The sequence below is a fragment of the Sinorhizobium terangae genome, assembly GCF_009601505.1.
Lineage (GTDB): Bacteria > Pseudomonadota > Alphaproteobacteria > Rhizobiales > Rhizobiaceae > Sinorhizobium > Sinorhizobium terangae.
Window position 1 is genome coordinate 55,673 of record NZ_WITC01000007.1, and the last position, 12,857, is coordinate 68,529.

Consider the following 12,857-nt stretch of genomic DNA (forward strand, 5'->3'; position numbering starts at 1 on the left):
TCCTGGAAAGGAAAGACAATGTCTTCACACGAAGATTGGCCGGCCCTTCCGCCGTTGCAGACGGGCCTGCGCGGCCGCTGCCCGCGTTGCGGCCAGGGGCATCTGTTCCAAGGCTTCCTGAAGCTCCGCCCGGAATGCGAAGTCTGCGGGCTCGATTATTCCTTCGCCGATCCGGCCGATGGCCCGGCCTTCTTCGTCATCTGCTTCGCCTGCGTGCCGAGCGTCTTCCTCGGCGTCTGGCTGGAGGTGCAGTTTGCCGCACCGCTGTGGGTGCATCTGCTGACGACCGGTCCCTTCATGCTTCTCACCTGCCTCCCGCCGCTGCGGCCGCTGAAGGGCTGGCTGGTCGCCAGCCAGTTCTTCTACAAGGCGGAAGAAGGCAAGGTCGTGCGTAGGGCCCTGCCGCCGGCGCCGGAAGGGCCAAAGGCAAGCGCGACCTCCTGACTGCGATGCGGCCGACGCGTCACCAGCGGGCGACGTAGCGGCCGCCGAGGGTTCCGAGAAGTGCGAGGATTGCGGTTGCGATCGTGTACCAGGTCGCGACGAACAGGGGTGAATCGTCGGTGCAATGGGAGGCATAGAACGTCGCTGCGATGCCGCCGGCCGTAAGCCCTGCGATCGCACCGGCGAGCGCCGGATGGGACGGGGCACCGTGGCGTAGCGCGAGCAAAAGCAGCGCGAGCGGGCCGACCCCGATCAGCGGAATGAAGGTCAGGCAAACCAGGCTGTTCGTCCCGACAAGCCTGGTCAACCACGTTTCGGCGGGTGCGACGACAAGCTCGATCGCAACCCCCGCCAGGATGAGTGCCGGGGCGATGGCCAGATAGAGCAGCCCGCCGCGCGGATCGGTCTCCGGGCGCGACAGCATGCGCAAAGGGACAAAGGCGCTTGCGGCAAGGGCGATCGTCACCACGAATTTGAAGAGAAACCGGACTGTCTGGGCGGCGCCGGCGATGTCTGGCCGGGGACCGAGCAGCGCGAAAAAGACCGCCGCGGCGATGGCGATCGCGATAAGGACAGCGGCCCACCAGGCGGTGTTCATTGGCATGCCGGTTCGCCGGCTGTCCGCAGCAAGACCCTTGATGAGTTCGTGCGTCTCCATGTCAGTCTCGTCCAAATCGCCTGGCGATGGCAGTAAGGCCACGATGAAGTGCGACGCGAACTGCGGTTTCGTTCATGTCGAGGCTCCGGGCGGTCTCTGCGATCGTGCGCCCTTCCACCGATATCGCCGTAACCACCGAACGCTGGCCCGGCGTCAGTGTTTCGAGTGCGCGGCCGATCTCCCAATCCCGCGCCGTCTCCGTTTCCTCGGCGGCCAGCCGGTCTTCCATCTCGCTGATCTCAACCCGAGGATGACGGCCTTGCCGCCGCAAGGCATCGACCAGCTTGTGCTTTGCAATCGCGTAGAGCCATGGCGTCACCGGACCATCACTCCGCCAGGTGTGGCGCTTCACATGGATGGCGAGCAGCGTTTCCTGAACGATGTCTTCCGGATCCGGGCCGCCGAACGCCCTCCGCCGCGCCCAGACACGAACGAGGCGAGCGGCCTCGTGCAGGAAGTTGCCATAGGCTCGCTCGTCGCCGTCGAGCGCCGCATGGAAAAGTCTGGCGAGGCTCCTTTCATCCACGCCGTCCACGAGTGCTTCCTCCCAATTCGCTCGTCTTTGCCGTTCGTTACATCGCCGCCGGCAATCCTTTGGCTAAAATAGGACGACGAAGAGTGTAAAGCGGTATTCCGCCTGTATCCTCGGCCTCCCTTCATCGTGATCTGGCAGGGGACGCGGGCTCACGAAAGCGTGTAGACGCCGAATGTAACATATCTCCCGTTGGTGCGAACGAGCCTCTGTGTGCCTTGGAACGGCACACCAGGAAACCAACACGGAGACGAAGTCATGTCTACGAAATCCACTATAAGCGCGGCCCTGCTGGCGAGTGCGGTGGCAACTGCGGTGTCGTCGCTCGCGATCGCCGCGCCGCTCACGGAGGCCCAGGTCAAGGCCGCGATGGATGCCGGCAAAGAGAAATGCTACGGCGTCGCGCTCAAGGGCCAGAACGACTGCAAGGCCGGCCCGGGCACGACCTGCCAAGCCACGTCGACGGTCGACTATCAAGGCAATGCCTGGAAATTCGTCGACGGTGGTACCTGCACGACGATGGACCTGCCGGACGGCCGCAAGGGCTCGCCGGAACCGCTGTCGCGCGATCTTCCCTCTTAATTCAGATGCAACACAAGCGCCGGAAAGCGGAGGCGACGATGGCCAAATTGGCAATTCGCGCGGATCGTGGCGCGTCGGAAGGCTCCCGATTTCCGGCGCATTCGATCGACGGACTGGCAGGCACCAGTTTCAAGCATGAGCACATCACATCCATTCTCGAGGAGCAGGCGGACAAGCGTGGCTTCTTCGAGGTTCACGCGGAAAACTACATGGGCGAGGGCGGGCCGCCGCACGCGGCGCTCGCGCGAATACGACAGGATTATCCGGTTTCTCTTCATGGCGTCTGCATGTCAATCGGCGGACCGCAGCCGCTGGACAAGGCCCATCTCGACCGTTTCGCGCGACTGATCGAGCGATACGAGCCCGCGCTTGTCTCGGAGCATCTCGCCTGGTCGACGCACGCCACGACCTATTACAACGACCTTTTGCCTCTGCCCTATACCGAAGCCACCCTGCGGCGTGTCGCCGACCATATCGACGAGGTTCAGGAGACGATCGGGCGGCCGATACTGCTGGAGAACCCGTCGACCTATCTGCTCTTCAAGGAATCAACGATGAGCGAAACCGCGTTCATCGGCGAACTGGTCAGGCGCACGGACTGCGGCCTGCTGCTCGACGTCAACAATGTCTTCGTCTCGGCAACCAATCATGGTTTTTCCGCCCTCGACTATCTCGCGGATTATCCGCTCGAACATGTCGGCGAGATCCATCTGGCTGGCCACGCCGAGCAAGAGGACGACGAGGGCGAACTCCTCCTGATCGACAGCCACGACGGACCGGTCGCCGACGCGGTCTGGACGCTTTTCGACATCGTGATCGGCCGGTGCGGGCCGATCCCGACGCTCATCGAATGGGACAGCGCCATTCCCCACTGGCCGGTGCTGAAGGCGGAAGCTGTGGCGGCACAAGCGATCCTCGATCGGCACGCCGGCGCATTCCTGCGGGAGAAGAGCCATGCGCGCGGCTAGGGAAGGTCTTTCCCTGACCGATAACAGTCTGGGTTATCCGGAGGGCTTCGTACCAGCGCTGCTCGATCCCGGCTGCCCCACGCCCGCCCTCGTCGCCGGACCGAGGGGCAAGGCCGCCAACAGGCGCTTCAACGTCTATCGCAACAACGTGACTGTCAGCCTGATCGACGCGCTCGCCGCGGCATTTCCCGCGACGATGCGCGTCACCGGGGAGGCCTTCTTTCGCGCAATGGCCCGGTTTCACGTGCGGGAGAGGCCGCCGACGTCGCCGCTTCTCTTCGAGTACGGCCGGGACTTTCCCGCCTTCATCGAGCGTTACGAATATGCGCGATCGATGCCGTGGCTGGCCGACGTTGCCCGCATCGAGCGCGCCTGGCTCGACGCCTATCATGCGGCGGACGCGCCTGTCCTCACGCCATATGCCTTGGCGTCGTTTCCGGCACAAGCGCTTCGCGACGTTGTCCTCGAGGCGCACCCGTCAACGCGCTTGGTCCGCTCGGCCTATCCGGCGGTGACGATCTTTTCCGCAAACCGCGGCAGCGGCCCGGTCGGCCGCATCGAGACGAGGGAGCCGGAGAACGCGCTTGTAACGAGACCGGCGCTCGACGTTGAGGTTCGCCGCCTTCCGCCGGGCGCCGATGTCTTCCTCGGCAGTCTCCTGTCAGCCGAGCCGCTCGGAAGTGCTGCCGCGACGGCAAGTGCGCGCTGTCCGGAATTCGATCTCGCAACTGCCATTGTCGTGATGCTTGAGGCCGGGGCCCTTGCCGCGGTTCGCCAGGGAGGATGAGACGGTGACTCTCGTACCAAAATTCTTCGAAAGACACGAAAACTGGGGCGGCGGAGGCTGGCTCGGCCGGATCGACGGCCTGATTGCCGCCATTGCGCCGATCTCTCTCGCCCAGCTTGCCTTGCGTTTGGGACTTGCCGTACCCTTCTGGCGCTCGGGCATGAGCAAATGGGACGGCTTCCTGCAGCTCAACGATGTGGCCGTCCTGCTCTTCACCTCGGAGTTCCAGTTGCACCTGCCGGGTGGCCCCTATGCATTCCCGGCGCCGGCCACGACGGCCTTCGTGGTCGCTTGCGCGGAGGTGCTGCTGCCGACGCTTCTTGTCCTGGGGTTGGCGACGCGCCTCGTCGCGCTCGGACTTCTCGCAATGACGATTGTCATCCAGCTCACCGTTCCGGATGGATGGCCGATCCACTTGACCTGGGCGGCGATGGCGCTTGGGGTCATTGCTTGGGGTGCGGGCAGGTTGTCGATGGACCGGTGGATTGCGTCCGGGAGGGGAAACCGATAGGCGATCGGCCCCTCATCCCGCTGCCGCGACCTTCTCCCCGCAAGCGGGGACAAGGGACCCGTTGTGCCGCTTGAGATCCCTCTTGCCGTCTGCGGAGAGGGGACCTGGCGGGTGCGGCATATCCCTTCTCCCCGTCAAAACGTGGAGAAGGTGCCGGCAGGCGGATGAGGGGCAACTTGCCACCCGATGCGCCGCGACGATTAGGTTTCACCCCGGGTTTCCCAGATCCAGATTGTGCTGCCATTCGATCGCATCTTCCAGGCGATCGTGGCCCCAGAACAGTTCGCCATCCGAGACGAAGGAGGGCGAACCGAAGATGCCGATCTCCTTCGCCTCTCTGGTCGCTGCGTCGAGCGCCTCGACCACGGCGCCGGAGTTTGCCTGCTTCAGAACGCGGGCGGGGTCCTGTCCCGCTTCCCTGATGCTCGCCGTGAGGTTCGGCTCGCTGCCGGCAGGGTCGCGGTCGACGAACCAGCGGCGGTAGGCGGCCATCGCATAGGCCGGGCACCAGCCTTCACCGGCGGCGAGCACCGCGACGCGGTTGGCCTGCTCCAACTCGGCCAGCGGGTAGGGGATAGGCAGCCTCAAGGGCAGGCCGAACTTCGCGGCGCGCCGCTCGATGTCGCGCCACATATAGGCCGCCTTGAGCGGCCTGTCGGCGAAGGGAACGTCGTTTGCATCAAGCTGGATCGCGCGGGCGTCGAAGGGCCTCCAGCGAACCTCGACGTCCGCCCTTGCGGCGACTTCAGTAAGCCGCATGACCGCCAGAAAGGTATAAGGGCTTCCTATCGAGAACCAGAAGTCGATCGGTGCCGTCATTGCTCTTCCTCCCCTGCTGCATGAGTGTCCGCTCAGCGCTGTAGTCGCGTGTTGAACGCAGGAGAGGTAGATAGAGCCCGGACATTGCTCGCCAATGCAGCCTTCGACAAAAAGCCCCGGACGGTTGAGACCGGGGCTGTGCGGAGGGCTTATTGGAGAAGCGTTGCCTTGCTCGCTTCGAGGAATGCCGGGAGGCTGATGGGCGTCTTGCCGGTCAGCGAGGCGAAATCCTCAGTCACCATGCCGATATGGCCTTCGCGGGTGTTGCTGTCGAAGGAGACCACGATCGGGATCAGGACGTCGGGCAGCCCGGCACCCTTGAGGCCACCGGCGAGCGCTTCATCGGAAATGTGGACGACCTCGAGCTCCTTGCCCGTGGTGCTGGCGACGAGCGCGGCGATCTCGTCGGTCGAGTGCAGTCCGGCGCCGGTGAGCGTATAGGTGCGGCTTTCCGTGGAGCCGGAGAGGAGTGCCGCCGCCGCCGCTTCGGCCGCGTCGCTGCGGGCGATGTGGGCGAGACGGCCGGCACCGGCGGAGGAGAACCACTGCCCAGTTTCAAGGGCGTGCGGCAGGGCCATGAAGAGGTTTTCCATGTACCAGCCGTTCCTGAGGATCGTGTAGGGAATGCCGGTCTCCTTGATGGCATTTTCGGTGCCGAGATGATCGGGCGCGAAGGGGATGATCGAGGTTTCCGGGTTCGGCATGGAGGTGTAGAGGATATGCTTGGCACCGGCCTTCTTGGCTGCGGCCACGGCATTCAGGTGCTGTTGCAGCCGCTTGCCCGGCTGACCCAACGCGTCAGTCGAAATGATGAGAATGCGGTCGGCGCCGGCAAATGCCCTTTCGAGCGAAGCGGGGTCGTCGAAGTCGGCTGCGCGGGTCTGCACGCCCTTGGCGGCGTAGGCGGCGAGTTTCGTGGTGTCGCGGCTGGCGGCGATAATGTCGGCCGGCCTCACTTTGCCGGACGCGAGCAGCGCATCGAGCACGAGCTTACCGAGCTGACCTGCAGCGCCGGTTACGAGCAATGTTTCGGACATGGTCTTCCTTTCGTTCGCCTTCCAGCCATCTCTCACCGAGTGTTGAGATCATTGCGAGCGCTGGTCTCTTTTTGAGATTTGCTCTTATCCCGTAATCTGCTAAGAGCTGTAAAGAAGGCAGTTTTTGCTGCGGTGGTTACGGAAAGGATACCGCCATGAACAGGACGACAGGCGCGGTAAAGGGGAAGCGGGTGGTAATGGTGTGCGGCGTGCCGATGGATATGGCCAATTGTCCGGTGCGTGACGTGATGGACAATATCGGCGGCAAGTGGAACTCGCTGATGATCCTCTCGCTCGCCGAAGGCCCTTTGCGCTTCTCACAGCTCCGGCGGCTGATCCCGGACATTTCGCAGCGCATGCTGACGCAGACGCTGCGCGACCTGCAGCGCGATGGATACCTGAGCCGCACGGTCTACCCGACGCAGCCGCCGAGCGTGGAATACAGTCTCACCGATCTCGGCCGGTCGTTTCTCGTGCCGCTTAAACTGTTCGTCGACTGGTCGCTCCAAAATCACGATGCGATCCGCAAGGCGCGGGCGGAGTATGACGCGGTGGCATGAGCCGTTGCGAACATGATCTTGTTTGCTTACCGTTGCTTCGGCCGCGTCGCACTCGCTGAAATCGCATTTATCTGGCTAAATACCGTGTGAATTCTTCGCGCCTCCGGACGACGGTTTGACTGCCGGGCCCAGAAGCACTTGCCAGTGTCTGTAGCTGAAAAGCGAGCTCGCGCCGCAGCTTACGCGGCGCAGCTCACCGCTTCACCGCCGAGCGCAAATTCGACGGCGGCTTCGGCATGGATGGCGGTGGAATCGAAGCCCGGCAGCGGCAGATCGGCGGAGTCGAGGATGAGGCAGATCTCGGTGCAGCCGAGAATGACGGCGTCGGCGCCTTCGGCCTTGGCCTTCTCGATGAGGGCGACCAGCGCCCGGCGCGACGCCGCCAGCACCTTGCCGGCGCAAAGCTCGTCGAAAATGACGTTGTGGGTGAGCGTGCGGCCCTCGGCATCCGGGACCATCAACTCGATCCCGTGCCTTTTCATGCGCTCGGCATAGAAGCCGTGCTCCATCGTGTAGCGCGTGGCAAGCAGCAGCGGCTTGCGGCTGCCGGCCGCCTTCAACCGCTCCGCGGTCTCGTCGATGATGTTGATCAGCGGTACGTCAACCGATGCCTGCACTTGATCGGCAATCAGGTGCATGGTGTTGGTGCAGATCAAAACGCATTGCGCGCCGGCGGACTTCAGCCCGCGCGCGACGTCGGAGAGGCGCTGAGCGGCGTCGTCCCAGCGGCCGGCCTTCTGCAGGTCGACGATCTTCTGGAAGTCCACCGAGTGAAGCAGCACTTCGGCCGAATGCAGCGCGCCCAAGCGCTCGCGCACGGCCTCGTTGACCATGCGATAGTAAACCGCCGAGCTCTCGAAGCTCATGCCGCCGATAAGACCGATCTTGCGCATTTCCATGGTTCCCTCGTTCTTAACCAGACGTTAACAGCGGGACGAAGAAGATCGTGTCTTGCCACCTTCTGATCCCGTTCCATTGCTAAAAGTATGGCGCGGCTTTGACCGGATTTGTTTGCTTTGATGGAGAGATCTGGGGAAATCTGCGCGCAATATTTGTGTCACTGTCGCATTTTCCGCAAATCATTGGCGTCAAATGGGTCGGCAGCGAGGAGTCACTGGCGTGTTGGATGAGAGAGACCGGAAGCTGCTGGCGCTCCTGCAGGAGGATGGCAGCGTGGCCATGAGCGACCTTGCGGAGCGCGTGAACCTGTCGCTTTCCGCCTGTTCCCGGCGCATACAGCGACTGGAGGAGGCGGGCTATATCGCGCGGCGCATCGCCGTGCTCGACCGGGAAAAGATGGGCGTGCCGACCACGGTCTTTGCGCTGATCAAGACTGCGCATCATTCCGACGAATGGATCGAAAAATTCCGGCGCGCGATCAGTGATATTCCCGAGATCGTCGAGGCACACCGGTTAACGGGGAACTACGACTATATCGTCAAGGTCGTGCTGCCGCGCGTCGAACATTACGACGTCGTCTACAAGCAGATCGTTCGCAAGGTGGAACTCTTCGACGTTTCCGCCTCCATTTCCATGGAAGTCTTGAAAAGCGGTACGGCCGTGCCGGTCGGTTACGCTGAGTAGCGTCCTGTCGGGCGCGAACTATATTGCAGGGGAGCCATGCCGAACAGGCGGTTGCGTACCGCCTTCCGAAGGCGGACAGTTTCCGAAACGAGGCGGAATGCGATGCAGGAAAAACATCACGTCGTTGTCATCGGCGGAGGCTTTGGCGGGCTGCAGCTTGTCAATGACCTTCGTGGCGCGCCCGTCCGGATAACGCTGATCGACAAGCGCAACCACCGTCTCTTCCAGCCGCTGCTCTACCAGGTGGCAACGACACTGCTGGCGACCTCGGAGATCGCGTGGCCGATCCGCAACCTTTATCGCGACCGGCCGGAGGTGACCACGCTGCTCGGGGAGGTGGTGGGCGTCGATCCGGCTAACAAGAGCGTTATCCTGACCAGTGGCAAGCCGGTCCCTTACGACACGCTGGTGCTCGCGACCGGCGCCACGCATGCCTATTTCGGCCATGACGAATGGGCACCGGTGGCACCCGGATTGAAGACGCTGGAGGACGCGACGACAATCCGCCGGCGCGTGCTTCTCGCTTTCGAGCGGGCGGAGCTCGAGGAGGATCCGGCGAAACGCGATGCGCTGCTGACCTTCACGGTGATCGGCGCTGGGCCGACCGGTGTGGAACTCGCCGGCATCATCGCCGAAATGGCGCATCGGACGCTCCCGGGCGAGTTTCGCCGCATCGATACGCGACAGGCCCGGGTGGTGCTCGTCGAGGCAGGGCCGCGTATTCTTCCCGCCTTCACCGAGGAGCTCTCGGCCTACGCGGCCCGCGAGCTCGCAAAACTCGGCGTCGAGGTGCGCACGGGGGCTGCCGTCACCGACTGCACCGATGCCGGCGTCATGATCGGCGACGTCTTCGTGCCGAGCTCCACGCTGGTCTGGGCCGCAGGCGTGCAGGCCTCGCCCGCCGCCCGCTGGCTCGGCATCGAGGCGGATCGCGCCGGCCGCGCCATCGTCGAAAAGGATCTAAGCGTTCCGGGACTGCGCGATGTCTTCGTCATTGGCGACACCGCCTCGGTCATCCAGGAGGAGGGCAAACCGGTGCCGGGCATCGCGCCCGCCGCCAAGCAGCAGGGCGCCTACGTTGCCCGGGTGATCCGCTCGAGGCTCGCGGGCAAACCTGTGCCGGGGCCGTTCCGCTATCGCCACCAAGGGAGCCTTGCCACGATCGGCAAGCGTGCCGCGATCATTGATTTCGGCAGGATCAAGCTCAAGGGTGCGCTTGCCTGGTGGATCTGGGGCATTGCCCATATCTACTTCCTGATCGGCACGCGCAGCCGCTTCGCGGTCGCCTGGAGCTGGCTATGGATTTATCTCAGCGGCCAGCACAGCGCCCGGCTGATTACACAGAAGGAGACGCTGCGGCAGGAGCGATGATGAGCAAAGTGGTCGCGGCTTTCATCAGCCGATGCCAAGACGCAGCAGAAGCGACTTGAAAGGCTAAACGTGACCAATTCCCGTAGTTTAGGGCTGCGCGAGCCCGGTTTTGCCCTTTGCTGCATTATGCCCTACAAGGTTGCTAACTTTCACTGACAACATGCAACTCTTGGTGTGCCAACCATCGATACATCTCTCGTCAGCCGGTTGATCGCCGCGCAATTTCCGAAGTGGGCGGATCTTCCGATCCGCCCCGTCCGGTTCGGCGGATGGGACAATCGGACCTTTCATCTGGGTAGCGACATGACGGTGCGGCTGCCCAGTGCGGCGCCCTATGCGCTTCAGGTCGAAAAGGAACAGCGCTGGCTGCCGGTGCTGGCGCCGCGGCTGCCGCTTTCCATTCCCGTGCCCTTGGCTCAGGGCCGGCCGGGCGAGGGCTATCCCTGGCCGTGGTCGGTCTACAAGTGGCGGGAGGGCGAGATCGCGACCCATGCGCCTATCGCGAACCTCTGCGCCTTCGCGACGGCGGTGGCAGAGTTCCTCACGGCGCTCCAGAAGGTCGATCCTGCCGATGGGCCGCCGCCGGGGCAGCACAATTTCTTCCGGGGCGGACCGCTCGCCGTCTATGATGCCGAAACGCGCCGCGCGCTCAAAGCCCTTGACGGCAGGATCGATACGAATGCCGCACGCGCCGTCTGGGAAGCGGCGCTCGTCTCGACATGGCATGGCACGCCGGTCTGGTTCCACGGCGACGTCAGTTCCGGCAATCTTCTGGTCGAGGACGGCCAGTTGAGCGCCGTCATCGACTTCGGCACCTCCGGCGTCGGCGACCCCTCATGCGACCTCTCGGTCGCCTGGACCTTTTTTCATGGGGAGAGCCGGGAGGTGTTCCGCGCCGCGCTGCCGCTCGACCGTGCGACCTGGGCGCGCGGTCGCGGCTGGACGCTCTGGAAGGCGCTCATCGTCTATGCCGAGGTTCCAGGCACCGATCACCTCGAAGTGGAGAAATCGCGCCGTGTGATCGAGGCTGTGCTCACTGATCACGAACGTTTCGGCTAAGCGCGGACCGCAAGGTGAAACGGGTCCAACTCAGCCGGAGACGCGGGCGACCGAGCGGCCACACCAGGAGGACGGTTCTCCGGCCCGTTTGCGCACGAGCCCCTCGGAGACCAGGACGTCTCCGAGCGATCGTCCGTCGCGCATTACCAGGCGCGGGGCTCCGCCTTCCTTGCCGGTGCTGCCCTTCGACCCAACCAGCGTGAATTTGCCGGCATTCAGCAGTTCGCGCAGCCGTTGCTTGGCGTAGAAGCCGCGCGCGCGTTCCGCTTCGCATTTCGCCTCTTTCGTCTCCGGCGCATCGATGTCGGCGATTAGGATCATTTCGCCCTTGAAGAGGAAGGTATCGCCGTCGACCACGCAGTTGTCATTGCGAATGCCGCAAAAATAGAACGTGTTGGAATCTGCAAACCGCGGCGTTGGCTGTTCCATCGGCCGCCCGACCGGAGCCGGCGGAGCAAGCGTCGGCCTTCCGGTGACCAGGGCAGGGGGGACGGGCGTCGGTTTCCGGGCGATCGAACCTGTGTGCTCTTTCGGTCTCGGCGCTGCTCGCGCGGCGACCACCGGCCTCGTCTTCGTCTCTTTCGGCGAAAGCATGGCGACGACTTCGGAGGCGCCGGGCAGATCGGCTAGTTTGGCCCGATGGTCGTAGGCCGCGATGCCGCCGATGACAAAGACTGCCGCGACATACCACGGCGCCATGCCACCGCCATTGCCCTTCCGGCTTGCGCTGCGCTTCCGTCTCTTTGAACTCGCCTTGGCCATCCGATTCGGTCCTCGATTGCGCCGGCATTATCGGAGCTAGGGGTTGCTGAAAGGTTGCCATCCCGCCCGCCGAAGTGGGCGATGGCGGGCGTGCATGGAAGCCACACGGAGATCGTCCGGTGCGTGTGTCGGCTCACGGATTCTTGTTTCTGTTGCGTAGCTGTATGGGATAGTCCGGCTCCGTGATTTGCCGGATCGAGAGCGGCTTGCCGAGAAAATCATCCGCAATTCAATGCGTTGCATCCGTCTTGCGAAGCTCTGGAGCGCGCGATTGCGCCCTACAGCGCCGCGCGTCTTACCAGGCGCGCAAAGGACGCTGTAGCATTTTGAATTGCTGCATGTTCCTACCCTCAGATCGGGTACGATTTAAGGAAATATGCCGTGGAGGGAATGCCGGCCGGTCCGATAGTTGGCGGATCGGTCTCCCCTCATCCTGCGAAACTGGCTGGCGATGAGGGCCGCTCCGCGCGCTCCGTCGGAATGGGCGGAGCCAACGAAGTCGGAATGGGCGGAGCTAAAGAAAGGGGGCGGGCCCTTGTAGCCCCCGCGGCTTTTCGGTCGCATGAAGGCTACGGGAACCCGCCAATCTCGGCAGGGCAGTCCGCTTTCAGGTGAGGCCTGAAAGCGGAGAGATTCCTGCCGCGCGCGCTTTTATATAGTGCGCACGGTGCCGCGTTCATTCGAACGCGCCATGCATCCATCAACGATTGGCGTCGCTTTGCTCGGACTTGCCGGGAATTCCGTCACCGCCGCCGTTACCTTTACCATTGTTGGCTTGGCCGCCTTTACCTGCGCCGTCGTCGCCTTTGCCAGGTGCCTTGTCCTGACCCTTGTCCTGACCCTTGCCGGGCGCCTTGTCATCGCCCTTGCCGGGCGTTTTGTCGCCGCCGTTGCCGGGCGCCTTATCGCCAGCCTTGCCCTTACCTTTGCCGCCGGTCTTGTCCTTGCCGTTACCGCCGGTCTTGTCCTTGCCCTTACCGCCGGCTTCGTCCTTGCCCTTACCGCCAGCCTTGTCCTTGCTCTTGGCGCCGGCTTTGTCCTTGCTCTTAGCGCCGGGTTTGTCCTTGTCCTTGCCGTCGGCCTTGCCTTTGTCGCCGCCCTTGTTGTCGTCGCCTTGGCCATTGTCGCTTTGGCCGCCGCCGCCGTTGTCGCCGCCGCCGTTGTCGCCGCCGCCGTTGTCGCC

Annotated in this window: 15 protein-coding genes and 1 pseudogene; 9 read left to right on the forward strand and 7 right to left on the reverse strand. The window is 63.7% G+C overall.

All coding sequences use genetic code 11. From position 1 onward, the window contains the following. The first annotated feature begins 18 nt into the window (after positions 1-18). A complete protein-coding gene (locus GHK62_RS00930) occupies positions 19-444 on the forward strand; it encodes a DUF983 domain-containing protein (protein ID WP_153436494.1) in 426 nt (141 codons plus the stop codon). A gap of 19 nt (positions 445-463) precedes the next feature. Here the strand turns inward: GHK62_RS00930 and GHK62_RS00935 are convergent, their stop codons facing one another. Together GHK62_RS00935 and GHK62_RS00940 are read right to left on the reverse strand one after the other, a co-directional pair. Continuing rightward, a complete protein-coding gene (locus GHK62_RS00935; RefSeq protein WP_153436495.1) occupies positions 464-1,102 on the reverse strand; it encodes an NrsF family protein in 639 nt (212 codons plus the stop codon). A 1-nt stretch (position 1,103) separates the two neighbouring features. Next, positions 1,104-1,637, reverse strand: coding sequence for a sigma-70 family RNA polymerase sigma factor (locus GHK62_RS00940; protein WP_184108549.1), 534 nt, complete (start codon positions 1,635-1,637; stop codon positions 1,104-1,106). A 255-nt stretch (positions 1,638-1,892) separates the two neighbouring features. Here GHK62_RS00940 and GHK62_RS00945 point away from each other — a divergent pair, with 255 nt between their 5' ends. From GHK62_RS00945 to GHK62_RS00960, 4 genes are read left to right on the forward strand one after another with little or no spacing between them, the layout of a single operon-like run. After that, the gene (locus GHK62_RS00945) at positions 1,893-2,216 is read left to right on the forward strand and encodes a BufA1 family periplasmic bufferin-type metallophore (RefSeq protein WP_153436496.1); all 324 of its coding nucleotides are present in this window, start codon (positions 1,893-1,895) and stop codon (positions 2,214-2,216) included. Positions 2,217-2,254: 38 nt separating this feature from the next. After that, a complete protein-coding gene (gene bufB, locus GHK62_RS00950) occupies positions 2,255-3,184 on the forward strand; it encodes an MNIO family bufferin maturase (protein WP_153436497.1) in 930 nt (309 codons plus the stop codon). After that, positions 3,171-3,971 carry an HvfC/BufC N-terminal domain-containing protein gene (locus tag GHK62_RS00955; protein ID WP_153436498.1) on the forward strand — a complete coding sequence of 267 codons (801 nt, stop codon included), beginning with the start codon at positions 3,171-3,173 and terminating at the stop codon, positions 3,969-3,971. Before bufB ends, GHK62_RS00955 begins: the two co-directional genes overlap by 14 nt. Before the next feature lie 4 nt (positions 3,972-3,975). Further along, positions 3,976-4,482 carry a DoxX family protein gene (locus tag GHK62_RS00960; protein WP_380784557.1) on the forward strand — a complete coding sequence of 169 codons (507 nt, stop codon included), beginning with the start codon at positions 3,976-3,978 and terminating at the stop codon, positions 4,480-4,482. Between the two features lie 207 nt (positions 4,483-4,689). Here GHK62_RS00960 and GHK62_RS00965 read toward each other — a convergent pair whose 3' ends face one another. Both GHK62_RS00965 and GHK62_RS00970 read right to left on the reverse strand, forming a co-directional pair. Further along, positions 4,690-5,301, reverse strand: coding sequence for a 2-hydroxychromene-2-carboxylate isomerase (locus tag GHK62_RS00965; protein ID WP_153436499.1), 612 nt, complete (start codon positions 5,299-5,301; stop codon positions 4,690-4,692). 149 nt (positions 5,302-5,450) lie between these two features. Further along, the gene (locus tag GHK62_RS00970) at positions 5,451-6,338 is read right to left on the reverse strand and encodes an SDR family oxidoreductase (RefSeq protein WP_153436500.1); all 888 of its coding nucleotides are present in this window, start codon (positions 6,336-6,338) and stop codon (positions 5,451-5,453) included. A gap of 155 nt (positions 6,339-6,493) precedes the next feature. On the opposite strand from GHK62_RS00970, the gene GHK62_RS00975 reads away from it, so the two are divergent. Beyond that, positions 6,494-6,898 (forward strand): winged helix-turn-helix transcriptional regulator, encoded by a 405-nt coding sequence (locus GHK62_RS00975; RefSeq protein ID WP_153436501.1) that lies wholly within the window; start codon positions 6,494-6,496, stop codon positions 6,896-6,898. Positions 6,899-7,077: 179 nt separating this feature from the next. Here GHK62_RS00975 and GHK62_RS00980 read toward each other — a convergent pair whose 3' ends face one another. Further along, a complete protein-coding gene (locus tag GHK62_RS00980; protein ID WP_153436502.1) occupies positions 7,078-7,797 on the reverse strand; it encodes an aspartate/glutamate racemase family protein in 720 nt (239 codons plus the stop codon). 220 nt (positions 7,798-8,017) lie between these two features. Between GHK62_RS00980 and GHK62_RS00985 the strand changes: the two genes are divergently transcribed. The 3 genes from GHK62_RS00985 (at position 8,018) to GHK62_RS00995 (ending at position 10,912) form a co-directional block, all read left to right on the forward strand. Then, on the forward strand, positions 8,018-8,482 hold the full coding sequence (locus GHK62_RS00985; protein ID WP_180938312.1) for an Lrp/AsnC family transcriptional regulator: 465 nt from the start codon (positions 8,018-8,020) through the stop codon (positions 8,480-8,482). A gap of 102 nt (positions 8,483-8,584) precedes the next feature. Next, positions 8,585-9,853: an NAD(P)/FAD-dependent oxidoreductase gene (locus GHK62_RS00990; RefSeq protein ID WP_153436504.1), complete on the forward strand. Its 1,269-nt coding sequence runs from the start codon at positions 8,585-8,587 to the stop codon at positions 9,851-9,853. Between the two features lie 174 nt (positions 9,854-10,027). Further along, entirely contained in the window at positions 10,028-10,912 is an 885-nt protein-coding gene (locus GHK62_RS00995; RefSeq protein WP_184108550.1) for an aminoglycoside phosphotransferase family protein, read from the forward strand. A gap of 30 nt (positions 10,913-10,942) precedes the next feature. Here the strand turns inward: GHK62_RS00995 and GHK62_RS01000 are convergent, their stop codons facing one another. Beyond that, positions 10,943-11,674, reverse strand: coding sequence for a thermonuclease family protein (locus GHK62_RS01000; RefSeq protein ID WP_153436505.1), 732 nt, complete (start codon positions 11,672-11,674; stop codon positions 10,943-10,945). Between the two features lie 700 nt (positions 11,675-12,374). After that, positions 12,375-12,857: pseudogene (locus GHK62_RS33430) on the reverse strand (hypothetical protein); the annotation flags it as partial.

Bases quoted from the DNA above. Each gene is read 5' to 3' on its own strand.
- GHK62_RS00930 (WP_153436494.1), top strand. From the start codon at position 19: ATGTCTTCACACGAAGATTGGCCGGCCCTTCCGCCGTTGCAGACGGGC.
- GHK62_RS00935 (WP_153436495.1), bottom strand. From the start codon at position 1,102: ATGGAGACGCACGAACTCATCAAGGGTCTTGCTGCGGACAGCCGGCGA.
- GHK62_RS00945 (WP_153436496.1), top strand. From the start codon at position 1,893: ATGTCTACGAAATCCACTATAAGCGCGGCCCTGCTGGCGAGTGCGGTG.
- bufB (WP_153436497.1), top strand. From the start codon at position 2,255: ATGGCCAAATTGGCAATTCGCGCGGATCGTGGCGCGTCGGAAGGCTCC.
- GHK62_RS00955 (WP_153436498.1), top strand. From the start codon at position 3,171: ATGCGCGCGGCTAGGGAAGGTCTTTCCCTGACCGATAACAGTCTGGGT.
- GHK62_RS00965 (WP_153436499.1), bottom strand. From the start codon at position 5,301: ATGACGGCACCGATCGACTTCTGGTTCTCGATAGGAAGCCCTTATACC.
- GHK62_RS00970 (WP_153436500.1), bottom strand. From the start codon at position 6,338: ATGTCCGAAACATTGCTCGTAACCGGCGCTGCAGGTCAGCTCGGTAAG.
- GHK62_RS00975 (WP_153436501.1), top strand. From the start codon at position 6,494: ATGAACAGGACGACAGGCGCGGTAAAGGGGAAGCGGGTGGTAATGGTG.
- GHK62_RS00980 (WP_153436502.1), bottom strand. From the start codon at position 7,797: ATGGAAATGCGCAAGATCGGTCTTATCGGCGGCATGAGCTTCGAGAGC.
- GHK62_RS00990 (WP_153436504.1), top strand. From the start codon at position 8,585: ATGCAGGAAAAACATCACGTCGTTGTCATCGGCGGAGGCTTTGGCGGG.
- GHK62_RS01000 (WP_153436505.1), bottom strand. From the start codon at position 11,674: ATGGCCAAGGCGAGTTCAAAGAGACGGAAGCGCAGCGCAAGCCGGAAG.